This window comes from Muricoccus roseus, from assembly GCF_900141905.1.
GTDB lineage: Bacteria > Pseudomonadota > Alphaproteobacteria > Acetobacterales > Acetobacteraceae > Roseomonas > Roseomonas rosea.
This window is the reverse complement of sequence record NZ_FQZF01000003.1, coordinates 259283-273486: the sequence shown is the minus strand read 5'-3', so window position 1 is coordinate 273486 and position 14204 is coordinate 259283. Positions and strand designations below refer to the sequence as shown.

At 71.5% G+C, this 14204-nt stretch carries 15 protein-coding genes and 2 riboswitches; of the genes, 8 read left to right on the top strand and 7 right to left on the bottom strand.

Going from position 1 to position 14204, the window contains the following annotated elements:
* Positions 1–178: 178 nt before the first annotated feature.
* The 3 genes from proC to BUB97_RS03625 form a co-directional block, all read right to left on the bottom strand.
* Positions 179–991 carry a pyrroline-5-carboxylate reductase gene (gene proC, locus BUB97_RS03635; RefSeq protein ID WP_073131529.1) on the bottom strand — a complete coding sequence of 271 codons (813 nt, stop codon included), beginning with the start codon at positions 989–991 and terminating at the stop codon, positions 179–181.
* A 55-nt stretch (positions 992–1046) separates the two neighbouring features.
* A complete protein-coding gene (locus BUB97_RS03630) occupies positions 1047–1550 on the bottom strand; it encodes a type III secretion system chaperone family protein (protein ID WP_073131527.1) in 504 nt (167 codons plus the stop codon).
* Positions 1551–1688: 138 nt separating this feature from the next.
* Positions 1689–2102, bottom strand: a complete 414-nt coding sequence (locus BUB97_RS03625) for an accessory factor UbiK family protein (RefSeq protein ID WP_086061863.1) — start codon at positions 2100–2102, stop codon at positions 1689–1691.
* A gap of 424 nt (positions 2103–2526) precedes the next feature.
* On the opposite strand from BUB97_RS03625, the gene rfaD reads away from it, so the two are divergent.
* The 7 genes from rfaD (at position 2527) to BUB97_RS03590 (ending at position 9408) form a co-directional block, all read left to right on the top strand.
* Complete coding sequence (gene rfaD / locus BUB97_RS03620) at positions 2527–3504, top strand: ADP-glyceromanno-heptose 6-epimerase (protein ID WP_073131525.1); 978 nt, start codon at positions 2527–2529, stop codon at positions 3502–3504.
* Positions 3501–4310: a prolipoprotein diacylglyceryl transferase gene (gene lgt, locus BUB97_RS03615; protein WP_073131523.1), complete on the top strand. Its 810-nt coding sequence runs from the start codon at positions 3501–3503 to the stop codon at positions 4308–4310. Before rfaD ends, lgt begins: the two co-directional genes overlap by 4 nt.
* 56 nt (positions 4311–4366) lie before the next feature.
* Complete coding sequence (locus BUB97_RS03610) at positions 4367–5347, top strand: class I SAM-dependent methyltransferase (protein ID WP_073131641.1); 981 nt, start codon at positions 4367–4369, stop codon at positions 5345–5347.
* Positions 5344–6126 carry a peptidoglycan editing factor PgeF gene (pgeF, locus tag BUB97_RS03605; protein WP_073131521.1) on the top strand — a complete coding sequence of 261 codons (783 nt, stop codon included), beginning with the start codon at positions 5344–5346 and terminating at the stop codon, positions 6124–6126. Before BUB97_RS03610 ends, pgeF begins: the two co-directional genes overlap by 4 nt.
* 142 nt (positions 6127–6268) lie before the next feature.
* A complete protein-coding gene (locus BUB97_RS03600; protein WP_073131519.1) occupies positions 6269–7195 on the top strand; it encodes a hypothetical protein in 927 nt (308 codons plus the stop codon).
* Between the two features lie 173 nt (positions 7196–7368).
* Positions 7369–8301, top strand: coding sequence for a ribose-phosphate pyrophosphokinase (locus BUB97_RS03595; protein WP_073131516.1), 933 nt, complete (start codon positions 7369–7371; stop codon positions 8299–8301).
* Positions 8302–8460: 159 nt separating this feature from the next.
* Complete coding sequence (locus BUB97_RS03590) at positions 8461–9408, top strand: hypothetical protein (RefSeq protein WP_073131513.1); 948 nt, start codon at positions 8461–8463, stop codon at positions 9406–9408.
* Positions 9409–9433: 25 nt separating this feature from the next.
* Here BUB97_RS03590 and rnhA read toward each other — a convergent pair whose 3' ends face one another.
* The 3 genes from rnhA to ispH form a co-directional block, all read right to left on the bottom strand.
* On the bottom strand, positions 9434–9901 hold the full coding sequence (rnhA, locus tag BUB97_RS03585) for a ribonuclease HI (protein ID WP_073131510.1): 468 nt from the start codon (positions 9899–9901) through the stop codon (positions 9434–9436).
* Positions 9891–10865: a homoserine kinase gene (locus tag BUB97_RS03580; protein ID WP_073131506.1), complete on the bottom strand. Its 975-nt coding sequence runs from the start codon at positions 10863–10865 to the stop codon at positions 9891–9893. Before BUB97_RS03580 ends, rnhA begins: the two co-directional genes overlap by 11 nt.
* 69 nt (positions 10866–10934) lie before the next feature.
* Positions 10935–11936, bottom strand: coding sequence for a 4-hydroxy-3-methylbut-2-enyl diphosphate reductase (ispH, locus tag BUB97_RS03575; protein WP_073131504.1), 1002 nt, complete (start codon positions 11934–11936; stop codon positions 10935–10937).
* 144 nt (positions 11937–12080) lie between these two features.
* Between ispH and BUB97_RS03570 the strand changes: the two genes are divergently transcribed.
* Complete coding sequence (locus tag BUB97_RS03570; RefSeq protein ID WP_139281292.1) at positions 12081–12644, top strand: hypothetical protein; 564 nt, start codon at positions 12081–12083, stop codon at positions 12642–12644.
* Between the two features lie 16 nt (positions 12645–12660).
* Here BUB97_RS03570 and BUB97_RS03565 read toward each other — a convergent pair whose 3' ends face one another.
* Complete coding sequence (locus BUB97_RS03565) at positions 12661–13749, bottom strand: M20/M25/M40 family metallo-hydrolase (protein WP_217659556.1); 1089 nt, start codon at positions 13747–13749, stop codon at positions 12661–12663.
* A gap of 216 nt (positions 13750–13965) precedes the next feature.
* Positions 13966–14069: riboswitch (glycine riboswitch) on the top strand.
* Positions 14070–14072: 3 nt separating this feature from the next.
* Positions 14073–14163: riboswitch (glycine riboswitch) on the top strand.
* The last annotated feature ends 41 nt before the right edge of the window (positions 14164–14204 follow it).

The window sequence follows — 14204 nt, the reverse complement described above, 5'->3', positions numbered from 1 at the left end:
CTCTTTCTTCGAGTTGGAACCATGGCGCTGACGGTGCGCCTGAGGTCTAGGACCTTAGGCGACTGCAAGGGCAGCAAGGAGCCCCTCACCAGAGACCCCTTCGATCATCGTATCCACGGCAGTCAGACGGGGTTCCAAGGGCCTCAGGCCCTTGGCGGGTGGAGCGCGGAGCCCTCCTCTACTTCGCCAGTTCCCGAGACCGCTTCGTGGCCGCGTCGACGGCGCGGGAGACCAGTTCCGGCCAGGCTGGCTCGGCCATCAGCACGGCCAGGGCCTGTTCCGTGGTGCCTTTGGGGGAGGTGACGTTCTTGCGCAGCACCGCCGCGTCCTCGGCGCTGCGGCCGAGCAGGGCGCCCGAGCCGGTGATGGTCGCGCGCGCCATGCGGCGGGCGAGGTCGGGCGGGACGCCTTGTTCGATGCCGGCCTTTTCCAGCAGTTCGGCCAGGAGGAAGACATAGGCCGGGCCGCCGCCCGAGATGGCCGTGACGGGGTCGATCAGGCTTTCGGCCTCCACCCAGTCCACTTCGCCGGTGGCGACGAGGAGGCGGTGGGCGAGGTCTTTCTGAGTGGAGGAGACGCGGCGGCCGGCGCAGGCCACGGTGAAGCCCTGGCCGATGGCAGCGGGGGTGTTGGGCATGGCGCGCACCACCGCGGCGCCCTCCAGCATGGCGTCCAGGCGGGAGATGGTCTTGCCGGCCATAATGGAGACGAAGAGCGCGCCGCCGCGGGCGAAGGGGCGGTAGTCCGGCAGGGCGTCGTCGGCCTGCTGGGGCTTGGTGGCGAGCACCACGGCCTCGGGCACGAAGCCGGAGGGGATGGAATGAACGTCCGGCACCACCTCCACCCGGTGGGCGAAGGCCTCGGTGGAGGGCTTGTGCGGCTCCACCACCACGGCGCGGGAGAGGCCGCGCTCCAACCAGCCGGCGAGCAGGGCGCCCCCCATCTTGCCGCAGCCGACCAGGAGGACGGGGGGCAAAACCTCAGCGGACATCAGGCGAATCCTCGAAACCAGAACGGCCCCTCAAGCGGAGGGGCCGCGGAAGGTTTCAGGCTTCGCCCACGCAGTCCAGCATGGCCGCCGCCAGGGCCTCGGCGGGTGGCTTGCCGCCCCAGAGGACGAACTGGAAGGCGGGGAAGAAGCGCTCGCATTCCGTGATGGCGATATCCACCATGTCCTCGAGGCTCTCGACGCTCGCGGCGCGGGCGCCACGGAGCAGGACGGCGTGGCGGAAGACGGGCACGCCTTCCTCGCCCTCCAGGCCGAAATGGCCGATCCAGAGCTTCTCATTGGCCAGGGCCAGAAGCTCGTGGAGCCGGGCGCGGGCCTGGGCGGGCACCTTCATGTCGAAGGCGCAGGTGAAGTGCATGGCGCTGATTTCGGTGGACCAGGCGAAATGCAGGCCGTAGTCGCACCACTTGCCGGGAGCCTCGGCGGCCATCTCTCCATCGGAGCGACGGTCGAAGGCCCATTCGTTGGCCGACACGATCTGCTCGACCACGTCGAGCGGATTGGCGGCCCTGTCCCGGTCGGCAGCGAGGGTGGCTGACATCGAGTCACCTCCTATCCCGAGACGGGCAGACCCCCCGAGTCTGGTAGCGAATCGGTCGGGTCAGCCCCAACAGGTTGATACTGCGATGGCGAACGCAGCGGCAAGACCGAAGGCTTCACGCCCCCGGCCGGGCCCGCGCTATTCCCCTTCGCTGGTGCCGTCCTGCCCGCCGCCGCCGCCGGCGCCGGTCTCGAAGGGCGTCGCCGCCGGCACGGGGGCGGCCGGCATGGCATCCAGCCGCGCCTCCAGCGCCGCGACGCGGGCGGAGAGGCCCTCGGCCTCCTCGCGGGCGCGGCGGGCCACCTCCAGCGCGGCGTCCAGCTCCTCGCGCTTCACCAGGTTCAGGCGGGCGGTCAGCGCCTCTACCTGGGCCTGCACCGCGGCCTCGATCTCGGCCCGGGCGCCGGCGAGGACGGAGAAGGCGCCGCCCGCGACACCCGCCAGATCATCGAAGAACTTGCCGCGGCCGCCGCCGAAGGGACCGCCGCCGAAGCCCTTGCCGAAGCCGCCGGCTCCGAAGGGCCCCGAAGATCCCTGACCACCCTCAGACATGCGTGCCTCCAGTCAAATCGCTCCACCAACATGGCCCCGGAGAGGCGCCCGGCGTAGCCCCCAGGTGTGGATTTCCTTGGGGAAGTGCTTTCCGTCGAGGGCCCTGCCCTCGACCCGCCAAGGGCCTGAGGCCCTTGGAACCCCGTTTGACTGCCGTGGATACGATGATCGAAGGGGCCTCTGGTTTGCAGGGTGCATATCCTGCCCTTGCAGTCGCCTGAGGTCGTGAACCTCAGGCGCACCGTCCGCCGAGTGATTCCAGACTTGAAGAAAAAGATGATGGTGGGGGTTGGGGGAGAGGAAGAATTCCTTCTCCCTCTCCCCGGGGACAGACCGACAACCGGGTGACCCTGCCCACCATTTCCCGGCACGCGGGATCGGGCCTATACCCCCGGCGCCCCGAAACCTCCGCGATAGGCCGCGCATGTTCCTCGTCACCGGCGGCGCCGGCTTCATCGGTTCGAATCTCGTCACCGCCCTGTCCGCCCGCGGCGCGGAGGTGACGATCAGCGACCGGCTGCGGGACGGGCCGAAGTGGCGGAACATCCGGGACGCCGTGATCGCCGGCATCGTGCCGCCGGAGGATCTGCCGCGCTGGCTAGAGGGGGCGCCGAAGCTGGAGGCGGTGTTCCATCTTGGCGCCGTCTCCGCCACCACCGTGACGGATGGCGACCTGGTGGCCGGGAGCAACCTGAATCTCACGCTCCGCCTGTGGGAGTGGTGCGCGCGGCACCGCGTGCCGCTGATCTACGCCTCCTCCGCCGCCACCTATGGCGGCGGCGCGGAGGGTTTCGACGACGATGCCGATCCGCGCGCGCTGGCGCGCCTCAGGCCGCTGAACCTCTATGGCTGGTCCAAGCATGCGACGGACCAGCGCATCGTGCAGATGCTGGCGTTGGGCCAGCCGGCGCCGCCGCAATGGGCGGGGCTGAAGTTCTTCAACGTCTATGGCCCGAACGAGGCCCATAAGGGGCGCATGGCGAGCGTGGTGTTGCACAAGTGGCGCCAGATTGCAGCGGGGGAGCCCGCGACGCTCTTCGCCTCCGACCGGCCGGAATTCCCCGATGGCGGCCAGCTGCGCGACTTCGTGCATGTGGATGACTGCGTGGCGGCGATGCTGTGGCTGGCCGCGCATCCGCGCGTGAGCGGGCTGTTCAACATCGGCACCGGCCGGGCGCGCAGCTTCGCGGATCTCGCCCGCGCCATCTATGCCGCGCGCCAGCAGCCGCCCGACATCCGCTACGTGCCGATGCCCGAGGACCTGCGCGGCAAGTACCAGTATTTCACCGAGGCGCGCATGGACCGGCTGCGGGAAGCCGGGTTCGATCACCCGCCCACCTCCCTGGAGGAGGGCGTGACGCGCTATGTCCGCCAGCTCGACGCCGCCGAGGTGCCCGCATGATCCCCGCCATCCTCTTCCCCGCCTTCGATCCGGTGGCCTTCGCCATCGGGCCCTTCGTCGTGCGCTGGTACGCGCTGGCCTATATCGCGGGCATCGTCATCGGCTGGCAGGTGGCGCGGCGGCTGGTCGGGCTGGTGCCGGTGGCGGGCACGCGGGAGCAGGTGGACGACTTCGTCACCTGGGCGACGCTCGGCGTCATCCTCGGTGGGCGGATCGGCTATGTGCTGTTCTATCGGCCCGACATCATCCTGAACGCCCCCTGGGAGATCGCCTATCTCTGGCATGGCGGCATGTCCTTCCATGGCGGCGCGGCGGGGGTGATCGTCGCGCTGGCCTGGTTCTGCCACCGCCAGCGCATCCCGTTCCTCCTGTTCTCGGACCGCATCACCAGCGTGGTGCCGATCGGCCTTGGGCTCGGCCGCATCGCGAACTTCATCAACGGGGAGCTGTGGGGGCGCACGACGGACGTGCCTTGGGGCATGATCTTCCCGCATGCGGGGCCGGAGCCGCGGCATCCCTCGCAGCTCTACCAGGCGGCGATGGAGGGGCTGATCCTTCTGGTGGTGCTGCAGGTCATCGTGCGCACGCCGCGCCTGCGGGCACGGCCCGGCTTCACCGCCGGCGCCTTCCTCACGGGCTATGGCATGGCGCGCATCATCGGCGAGTTCTTCCGCCAGCCCGACCCGCAGCTCGGCTTCCTCTTCGCCGGCGCGACGATGGGGCAGCTCCTGTCCATCCCCATGGTGCTGTTTGGCATCTGGCTGATGTGGCGCAGCAAGCCGGTGGCGGAGGCGCCCGCCGCGTGAGCGGCCCGGAGGTGAAGCCGGGGCGGTCAGGCCGGGTGGAGCGGCTGGACGCCTTCATGGCGCGCGCCAATGCTGTCTATTACGCCGCGCGCGACCCCTTCGGCGCGGCGGGCGACTTCACCACGGCGCCCGAGATCACCCAGGCCTTCGGCGAGTGCCTCGGCCTCTGGGCGGCCGTGACCTGGACGCTGATGGGGCGGCCGGACCCGGTGATCCTGGCGGAGGCTGGGCCGGGGCGCGGCACGATGATGGCCGATGCCCTGCGTGCCGTGGGCCAGATGATGCCGGACTTCGCCCGGGCCGCGCGGCTGCACCTGGTGGAAACCTCGCCGCTGTTGCGGGAGGCCCAGCGCGCCCGCCTGCCCGAGGCGGCTTGGCATGAGACGGTGGAGGCGCTGCCGGAGGGGCCGATGATCTTCCTGGCCAATGAATTTCTCGATGCCCTGCCGATCCGGCAATTCGTGCGCCGCGGCGGGGCCTGGATGGAGCGCCATGTGGCGGAGGGCGCCTTCCTCGAGCGGCCGGCCCCGGATGCGCCCCTGCCCGATGCGCCCCTGCCCGATAGGGGCGAGGAGGGCGAGATCCGGGAGGTGAACGAGCCTGCCCGCGCCATCGCCGCCGCCCTGGGCGCACGGCTGGCGGGGCAGGGGGGCGCGGCACTCTTCATCGATTACGGGCCCGAGCGGAGCGGGCCGGGCGACAGCCTGCAGGCCATCCGGAACCGCGCGCCGGCCGACCCGCTGGCCGATCCAGGCTCGGCGGACCTTACCGCGCATGTGGATTTCGCCGCGCTGGCCGCGGCGGCGCGCGCGGCCGGGGCAGGGGTGCATGGGCCCATCCCGCAGGGCGTGTTCCTCGCCCGGCTCGGCTTGCACAGCCGGGCGGCGGCGCTGGCCGCTTCGGACCCTGGCCGTGGCGCCCGGCATGTGGAGGCCGCCATGCGCCTGACCGCACCGGAGGCGATGGGGCGCCTGTTCAAGGCGCTGGTCCTGTGCCACCCCGGTCTCTCCACCCCGCCCGGCTTCGAACCCGCATGAGCGCTGATCTCCTCTCCGCCGAGTATCTGACGGCGCCGGGCCTGGCCGGGCTGCCGCATGGCTTCTTCACCCGGCGCGGCGGGGTCTCCACGGGGCGCTTCGCCAGCCTCAACTGCTCCCTCTCCAGCCCGGACGACCCGGAGGCGGTGCGGGAGAACCGGGCCCGCGCCATGCGCGCCATCGGCCGCGCGCCGGAGAGCCTGTCCGGCCTGTATCAGGTGCATGGGATCGACGTGGCGGTCGCCGAGGCACCGATCGGACATGAGGAGCGCCCCCGGGCGGATGGGGTGGCGACCAACCGGCCCGGTGTCACCCTTGGCATCATCACCGCCGATTGTGGGCCCGTGCTCTTCGCCGACGCGCGCGCCGGGGTGGTGGGGGCCTGCCATGCGGGCTGGCGCGGGGCGCTGGCGGGGGTGCTGGAGGCGACGATTGCCGCGATGGAGGGGCTGGGCGCCCGACGCGCGGATATCGCCGCGGCGCTGGGCCCCTGCATCCGCCAGCCGAGCTACGAGGTGGGCGCCGACCTCCGCGCCGAGCTGCTGGCGAGCGACCCGGAGGGGGAGCGGTTCCTTGCCCCTGGGCGCCGGCCGGAGCACTGGCAGTTCGACATGGCCGGGCTGATCCTCGCCCGGCTGCGGGCCGCCGGGGTGATGGCGGAGGCGCTGCCGAACGACACGCTGGCGGAGGAGGCGCTCTTCTTCTCCCACCGCCGCCGCACGCTGGAAGGCGGCGGGCCCATCGGGCACCAGCTCTCGGCCATCGGGCTTCCGGGCTGACCCTGCCCGGCGCCCCGGGGGCGGCGTCCCCCTGGCGCCGGGAGCGGCGTCCGTGGATAAGGGCGGCCCCATGCCCTACGTCCCCCTTTCCGTGGTGCCGATGGCTTTTCCCCTTGTCGCCTCCTGCGTGATCGGCTGAGCCATGCGCCCCTTCCTCGCCCTGCTCCTGCCGCTGGCGCTGCTGGCGGCCTGCGGGCCGCTGCCCCAGCCCTTCCGGGGCAATCCGGGCGCGGAGGCCCGCCGCCTGGCGGCGCCGCCGGCCTATCGCATCGCCGTGCCCCGCCCGGGGGCGGCGCTGCTGCCGGATGTCGCCTCCTCCGATTTCGCGGTGGCGGTGGCGGAGGCGCTGGAGGCGGCCGAGGTGCCCGCCGTGGCGGGGCCGCCCGCGCCGCTGGACTGGCGCCTGGATATCACCGCCGAGCAGGACGGGCGCGGGGTGACCCCCGCCTATGCGGTGGTGGATGCGGATGGGAAGGTGCTGGGCGAGGCGCGCGGTGCCGCCGTGCCCGTGCGGGAATGGAGCGAGGCGGGCAGCGCCATGCTGCGCCAGGTGGCCACCCGCGACGCGCCGGTCGTGGCCGGGCTGCTCACGCGTGGGGAAGCCGCGCGCCGCGCCTCGGAGACGGTGGCGTTCAACGGCTCCGGCGGTCCGCCGCGCGTGCGCTTCCGCGGGGTGACCGGCGCGCCGGGGGACGGGAACCAGGCCCTTTCGGCGCGCATGCGCGACTTCCTGGCCACCAAGGGCTTTGTCGTGCAGGAGGGCTCGGACGGGGCCGCCTTCGCCCTGACCGGCGAGGTGACGGTGACGCCGGTGGCGGACCGGAAGCAGCGCGTGGAGATCCAGTGGAGGGTCTCGCGCCGGGACGGGCACGACCTCGGCCTCGCGGCCCAGATCAACGAGGTGCCGGCGGGCACGCTGAACGGTCTCTGGGGCGACGTGGCCTATGTGGTGGCCGAGGAAGCGGCGGTCGCGGTGCGGGACATCATCGCCAATGCCGGTGGGCTCGGTGAGGAAATGGCCCGCCGCAACGCCGCGCCGCCGCCGCCGGAAGGTGCCCCGGCGCGGTAACAACGCCGTGGGGGTGCCCCGGTCTGGCATGCGTCCTGCGTAGACCGGCCCTGCCACCCGCCCGGCATGGACTTGGCGGCGCACGGTTGCTATCCCCCGGCCGCCCTCACGCTGCCAGAGCCGGACTCGCCCGCCGGTGAAGACTGGGCGGCGCGCCCGGAGATTCCACGCGGATGAAGATCCTCGCCTGCAACAGCAACCGCCCGCTCGCCGAGGCGGTGGCCGCGGCCCTCAACCTGCCGCTCACCCAGGCCTCGGTCCGGCGCTTCGCCGACCTCGAGATCTTCGTGGAGATCCAGGAGAACATCCGCGGCGAGGATGTGTTCGTCATCCAGTCCACCAGCTTCCCGGCGAATGACAACCTGATGGAGCTGCTGATCACGCTGGATGCGCTGCGCCGTTCCTCGGCCCGCCGCATCACCGCCGTGGTCCCGTATTTCGGCTATGCCCGGCAGGACCGGAAGTCCGGCCCCCGCACCCCGATCTCGGCGAAGCTGGTGGCGAACCTCATCACCCAGGCCGGCGCGGACCGCGTGCTGACGCTGGACCTCCATGCCGGGCAGATCCAGGGCTTCTTCGACATCCCCGTGGACAACCTCTTCGCCGCGCCGCTTTTCGCGCGCGACATCCAGGAGCGCTTCAAGGGGCGTGACCTCATGGTCGTCTCCCCCGATGTCGGCGGCGTGGTGCGGGCGCGGGCCATCGCCACACGCCTGCATACGGACCTCGCCATCATCGACAAGCGCCGCCCGCGCGCGGGCGTGTCGGAGGTGATGAACGTGATCGGCGATGTCGAGGGGCGCGACTGCATCCTGATCGACGACATCGTGGATTCCGGCGGCACGCTCTGCAACGCGGCCGAGGCGCTGCTGAAGAACGGCGCGCGCTCCGCCTCGGTCTATGTCACCCATGGCGTGTTCTCGGGCGGGGCGGTCGCGCGCATCGGCGCGGCGCCCATCGAGCACATGATCACCACGGACAGCATCCAGGCCACCGAAGCCGTGCGCGTCTCCTCGAACATCAAGCAGCTGACCATCGCGCCCCTGCTCGCCGAGGCGATGCGCCGCATTTCCGAGGAATCCTCGGTCTCCACCCTGTTCAACTAGGCCTACCCCGGCCGGGGCGGCCGTTCCGTCCCGGTTCTTTCACCGTTCTGTCATCCGCCTGAAACCCAGCTGTCGCGGTGCTGCCCTAGCTCTGGCCCAGCCAGCGGAGAGCGGATCGGCATGACAGATCGTGGCCAGACCAGTCGCATCGCCTGTTTGATGCGGACCCATCTTCGGGATTCGCCGAAGGCCCGGGAACTGGCGGATGCCCTGGCCCGGGTTTCCGGCTGGGACTTCTACGTCCTGGCCGATGAGACGGGCGGCCCGGTTTCCGCCCAGGGCCATGCGAAGCTGGCCCATAGCGTGGCCGATTGCACGCGGCTGGGCCTGAACACCGATGTCCAGCGCTGCTTCTGGTATTTCGGCGACTACTCGATGTACTGCGCCTATCACCAGATCCCGCATTACGACTTCTACCTGATGTGGGACTACGACATCTCCATCAGCCCGGAATCGCCCACCTACCTGCAGGACCTGGCGGACATCCTTTCCGCGCAGGTCGGGCAGCTCGACATGCTCGGCACGACGACGGGGCCGATCGACGGTCCGCGCGCCGGCCGGCCGCATCGCTTCGCGCAGCCCTACAAGGCGATGTTCGCGATTATCGGCCTGTCCCGCCGCGCCCTCATCACCCTCTATGAGGGGCGGCTGCGGGAGCGGCTGGGCGAGCCCGTCGCCAATGGCGGCGTGCATTGCGAATACTACGTGCCGTCGCTGCTGGTGGAGCGCGGAAGCTTCCTGATGGCGAACATAAACGACCTGATCCCCGGCAGCACGGATCGCGTCAGCTTCAATTCGAACCAGGCGCGCCCCTTCGGCTTCGACATGCAGATGCCGGCCACGGCGCATCTGATCCATCCGGTGGTGGATCTGCCCACCTTCCTCCGCAAGTCCTTCGGCCGCCTGGCCAAGCAGGAGCGGACCGAGGTGTTTCTGGAGCAGCTGGAGCGGCTGGAGGCCCAGGGCGCCGACCCGGTGACGCTGCAGGACTTCCGGGAGCAGGCGCTGCAGCATCAGGAGCGCGTTCGGCGCTTCGCCCGGGCGGAGGCGATCGCGGCCGCGGCCCGGTCCGCCGAGGAGGCGCGGCAGGAGGTCCGGCTTTCCTGACCGCCCGCCCCCGGGGGGGGCGGAGCTACCGCTCCAGCGTCATCCGGGCGGCGGTCGCCAGCTTATCCGCGCGCTCGTTCATCGCGTTGCCGGCATGGCCGCGCACCCACTTCCATTCCACCTGATGCGGCTTGGCGGCGGCCAGCAGGCGCTGCCACAGCTCATAATTCGCCACCGGGTCCTTGGCCGCGTTGCGCCAGTTGTTGCGCACCCAGCCATGGACCCAGCGGGTGACGCCGTTCTTCACGTATTCGCTGTCCGTATGCAGCACCACGCGGCAGGGCTTCCTCAGCGCCTCCAGCGCGGCCGCGGCGGCGGTCAGCTCCATGCGGTTGTTGGTGGTGGCGGGCTCGGCGCCCGTCATCTCCTTCTCATACGCGCCGAAGCGCAGGATGGCCGCCCAGCCGCCGGGGCCGGGGTTGGGCTTGCAGCCGCCATCGGTCCAGATCTCGACGACCGCCTCGGCGGGTGCCTCCGTCGCGTCAGACGCCATAGGCCGAGACCCCCTTGGCCTGGGCGTGGAAGCGGAGGCGGCGCAGGTATTCGAGCGGGTCCTTGCGGGTCACGAGGGCTCCGGGCGGGGTGTTGGTCCAGTCGTAGAGGCGAGTCAGCAGGAAGCGCAGCGCGGCGCCGCGGCACAGCACGGGCAGCGCCTCCATCTCCGCCGCCGACATAGGGCGGGCGGCGTTATAGCCGGCCAGCAGGGCGCGGGCCTTGGTCACGTTGAAGGACAGGTCCGGCTCGAAGCACCAGGCGTTGAGGCAGATGGCCACGTCATAGGCGAGGATATCCGTGCAGGCGAAGTAGAAGTCGATCAGGCCGGAGACGCGCGGCTTCCCGCGCGCCTCCTCCAGGAAGAAGACGTTGTCGGGGAAGAGGTCCGCATGGATCTGACCGCGCGGCAGGCCGGCGGGCCATGCGGCGAGGATGGATTCCAGATGCCCGTCCAGCTCGGCGCAGAGGCCGGGCTGCACCGTGTCCCCGTTCGGGCGGCAGCGCCCGAGCAGCGGGGCCCAGCCCTGGGGCCCGAGCGCGTTCGGGCGCTCGGCCGAGAAGCCCTCGCCGGCGGCGTGCAGGGCGGCCAGCGCCGTGCCGAGCGGGCCGCAATGCGCCACCGAGGGGCGGCGCGGCCAGACGCCGGGGAGGAAGGTGCAGATGGCGGCGGGGCGGCCGGCCAGCTCCCGCAGGGCCTCGCCATCGCGCCCGGCCACGGGTTCGGGGCAGGCCAGGCCGCGCGCGGCGAGGTGGCGCATCAGCCCGAGGAACCAGGGGAGCTCGGTGGGGTCCACCCGCTTCTCGTAGAGGGTGAGGATGAAGTCCCCGGCAGTGGTCTTCAGGGCGTAGTTGCTGTTCTCCACCCCTTCCGCGATGCCGCGGAAGGCGACCAGCTCGCCCAGCTCATAGCCCGCGAGGAAGGCACGCAAGGCCTCGTCGGACACCTCGGTATAGACAGCCATCGGAACCCCCTGGCCGGGGGATGCCCCAGGCGGGGCGGGGTGGCAAGCGGCCCCGCCCAGCCCGGCGGGCTACTCCGCGGGGGTGGGGGCGGGCCGGGGCGCGCGCAGCGGGCGGGGGAGGTTGAAGACGATCCGCTCCTCCGCGACCGTCACATCCTCCGTGGTCACGTCGAAACGCTCGCGCAGGCGGGCGATCACCTCCTCCACCAGCACCTCGGGCGCGCTGGCGCCGGCTGTGATGCCGATGGTGGAGAGGCCATCGGCCTCGGCGGGGTCGAAATCCCGGCCGCGCGGCACCAGCACGGCGCGCGGGCAGCCGGCCTTCTCGGCCACCTCGCGCAGGCGGACCGAGTTGGAGGAGTTGGCGGCGCCCACCACCACGATCAGCTCGCAACGCTCGGCGATCGCCTTCACGGCGGCCTGGCGGTTGGTGGTGGCGTAGCAGATGTCCTCCTTCACCGGGGCCGAAAGGCCCGGGAAGCGGGCGCGCAGCACGTCCAGCACCTCGGCCGTGTCGTCGACGGAGAGGGTGGTCTGGGTGGCATAGGCGAGGGGGCCGGGCGGCGGCTCCACCGTCGCGGCCTGCTCCGCATCCTCCACCAGCGTTACGGCCCCCGGGGGGAGCTGGCCCATGGTACCCACGACCTCCGGATGGCCGGCATGGCCGATCAGCAGGATATGGCTGCCATTGGTGTGGTGGCGCTCCGCCTCGCGGTGGACCTTGCTGACCAGGGGGCAGGTGGCGTCGAGATAGAGCATCTGCCGGGCATCGGCCGCGGCGGGCACGGATTTCGGCACGCCATGGGCGGAGAAGATGACGGGCTGGCCGTCATCGGGAATCTCGTCCAGCTCCTCGACGAAGACGGCGCCCTTGGCCTGGAGCCCTTCCACGACGAAGCGGTTATGCACGATCTCGTGGCGCACATAGACGGGCGCGCCATAGCGCTCGATCGCCAGCTCGACGATCTTGATGGCGCGGTCCACCCCCGCGCAGAAGCCGCGCGGGCCGGCCAGCAGAACCTTCAGCGGCGGCTTGGGCGCACCCGGGAGGTGGTTTGCGATCTGGTCCATGGCGTGCGACTTGGTCCTTCGGCGCCGGCGCGAACAGCCCCCGGCCGGACCGTGGGCGCGCCTTATCTAGCGGTCCCCGGCCCCGCCGCCCAGGGCCGAGACGCGCCCGCGCCCGGCCGGCGGCCGAAAAGGAGGGTTTTCCGCGTGATCCGATCCACTCTCCCGGCCCTTGCGGCCCTGGCCTTGCTCGCGGGGTGTGGCGGGGGCACCACGCCGGCGGCGGGGACTGCCCCCAACGCCGCGGCTGCCGCTGCTCCGCCCGCCTGCCCGCGCGTCGCCGTGCTGGCCGAGGGGGCGGAGATGACGCGCTACCGCCCCGGCGCGCGGCCCGGACCGCGCGCGGTGGAGGTGCAGGCCCGCCTGACGGGCGTGCAGTCCCGTTGCGACCTGGCGCCCAGGAATGCCGGGCTCGACCTGACCCTGGTGGTGCAGGCAGAGGCGGAACGCGGGCCGGCCCTGACCGGCGGGATGGTGGAGCTGCCCTATTTCATCGCCGTGACCGACGGGGCCGAGGGCCGGGTGCTGAACCGCGGCTCGGACGTGCTGAGCCTCAGCTTCAGCGGCGCGGAACGCCGCGCGGCGGCCGGGGGGGAGGAGATGATGGTCCGCATCCCCGGGGATGTCCGGCGGGCGGCGGAGCGGGTGGTCCTGGTCAGCTTCCAGCTGACGCCGGAGCAGCTGGAAGCCAACCGGCGCGGCGGGCGGTAGAGGCTCCGCCGCGGCGCTACCAGGGCGTGAAATCCGTCTCCGGCGTGACGCGGCGGCAATAGGCCGCCAGCAGCCGGGCGGCATTCTCCAGGTCGGTCAGGCTCAGCACCTCGCAGGGCGTGTGCATGTAGCGCAGGGGGATGCCGACCAGCGCCGTGGCCATGCCGGGGCCGTTGATCTGCATGGCATTCGCGTCCGTGGGCGTGCTGCCCGGTGCGACGCGGATCTGGTAGGGGATGCCGTCCTCCTCCGCCGCGCGGCGGAGCAGGTCGAAGACGACCGGGTTCGTATTGGCCCCCCGTAGGATGCTGGGCCCCTTCCCCGTGTCGAGCCGGCCGTATTGCGCGGGGCTGACGCCGGGATAGTCGATGGCGTGCTCCATATCGACCGCGATGCCCGTGCGCGGGCCGATGCCCGTGGCGGAGGTCTGCGCGCCGCGCGACCCGATCTCCTCCTGCACGGTGCCCAGGCCATAGACGCCGACGCCCGGCGAGAGCCCGCCCTCCTGCCGCAGCAGGCGCAGGGCCTCCGCCACGATGAACAGGCCGGCCTTGTTGTCGAAGGCACGGGCCACCGCGCGGTCCCCCAGCAAGGGCTGGAAGCCGTGCTGGAAGGTGGCGACATCGCCCAGGGCGACGACTTCCACCGCCTCCGCATGGGTGGTGGCGCCGATATCGATCCACATCTCGCTTATCTTCGGCTTGGCCTTGATCTCCTCGGGGCCGAGGAGATGGATGGCCTTCCGCCCGATCGCGCCCGGGATGCGCCGGCGCCCGTGCACCCAGACCGTCTGGCCCGCGGGAATGGCGCTGTCATGCCCGCCGATGGTGCTGAAATGGAGGAGACCTTCCTCGCTGATGTGGTGGATGATGAAGCCGATCTCATCCATGTGCCCGGCCAGCATGATCCGCATCTCCGCCCCGGGATGGAGGATGGCCGAGACATTGCCGTGCACGTCCGTGGTGATGTCGTCCACATGCTCCCTGACATAGTCGCGATAGAGCCTCGCGACCTCGTGCTCGAAGCCGCTCGGGGAGGGCGCTTCGATCAGCGCTTCCAGGAAGGCCAGGGACTGTTCCCGCATGGTCTGAGCGTTCTCCCGCATCGCGCCGGCAGGTTCCGGCGGCGATCCTGATCCCTGGCGGAAAGACGATTCCGGGCTTCGAATCAGGCATGCGTGTTCCCCTTAACGAAACCGGCGGCGGAGGGTTCGTCACGGGACCGAAGCCTTCGGGCGGCAGGGGCGGGGAGGGGACCTGCCGGGCGGCGCGCGATCGCGGTTGCGCGCGTCGGCGCAATCGGGCACCACTGTCCCACCCGCTGATCCCGCGCGGGAGAGAGGGGCGCCCGCCTGGGCGGCGCCGCCCCCGCCGAAGGCGCAACCGGCCCCCGGAAACGCTCAGGCAGAAGGACCGCGTGGGGAAGGGGCCTCTGGAAAGCCCAGCGCCTGCGAAGGAACTGGCACCGACGGAGTAAGGAAGGCCCCGCTTTCCGAATCTCTCAGGTCTCGGGACAGAGGGGGGCCACGATCTGAACCGGCCGCATCCGCGGCCCTGGGGG